The organism is Bacillus sp. P4_D3, from assembly GCF_056401855.1.
In genome coordinates this window covers 1-1049 of sequence record NZ_JBFUIN010000936.1, presented here as the reverse complement: position 1 = coordinate 1049, position 1049 = coordinate 1, and the positions used below count along the sequence as shown (strand labels likewise).

The 1049-nt window shown below is 36.2% G+C and carries 2 protein-coding genes; both read left to right on the top strand.

All coding sequences use genetic code 11. The features are described from left to right. Positions 1–665 (top strand): serine--tRNA ligase (gene serS, locus AC1DTM_RS28140; RefSeq protein ID WP_477001451.1); only part of this gene is annotated, 665 nt, incomplete at its 5' end. A gap of 61 nt (positions 666–726) precedes the next feature. Then, on the top strand, positions 727–1049 hold a 323-nt coding region (locus AC1DTM_RS28135), incomplete at its 3' end, for a GNAT family N-acetyltransferase (protein WP_477001450.1).

Sequence of the window (1049 nt, the reverse complement as noted above, 5' to 3'; positions counted from 1 at the left end):
GTTTAATAGGAACCGGACAATTCCCGAAATTTAAAGAAGATGTATTTACATTAAAAGACACAGATTACTCTTTAATTCCAACGGCGGAAGTACCATTAGCGAACTATTATCGTGACGAAATATTAAATGGTGCAGAATTACCTATTAATTTTACCGCTCATACGCCATGTTTCCGTTCTGAAGCTGGTAGTGCAGGACGTGACACGAGAGGACTTATTCGCCAGCACCAATTTAGCAAAGTTGAAATGGTTAAATATACTAAGCCAGAAGAATCATACGATGAGTTAGAAAAATTAACTGCGAATGCCGAAAGAGTACTACAATTATTACGATTACCTTATCGAGTTATCGTATTATGTACAGCTGATATAGCATTTCCAGCTGCGAAAACATATGACATTGAAGTTTGGTTACCAAGTTATGGGGTATATCGTGAAATATCTTCTTACTCAAACTGTGAAGATTTCCAAGCGCGTCGTGCAAGCATACGTTTCCGTCGTACACCAGGTGCAAAACCAGAATTTGTGCACACATTAAATGGTTCTGGGTTAGCTATAGGGCGTACAGTAGCAGCTATTTTAGAGAACTACCAACAAGAAGACGGCTCAGTTATAATCCCAGAAGTATTGCGTCCATACATGGGAGGAGTAGGGGTTATTAAATAAGAATGATGTTGATTTGAAATAAAGTTTAACAGTTTATAAAATGCTAATAAAGAGGTGCTACATGTTATTTCAAAAAGAAAATTTATTAGTTAGATATGTAACAAAAGACGATGCACCTATCATTTCAAAATGGTTAACAAATCCAGAAGTTTTACAGTATTACGAAGGAAGAGATAATCCGCAATCTGTAGAAGAGGTACTTGCCCATTTTATACATAATCCAAACAGTAATGAAAAAAGATGCTTAGTAGAATTTGATGAAATGCCGATCGGTTACATTCAAATGTATCCAGTTGATTTTGAATGGAAAGCGTTATATGGATATGAAGAATCACAAAATGTATGGGGAATGGACCAATTTATCGGTGAACCACTCTTTTGGGG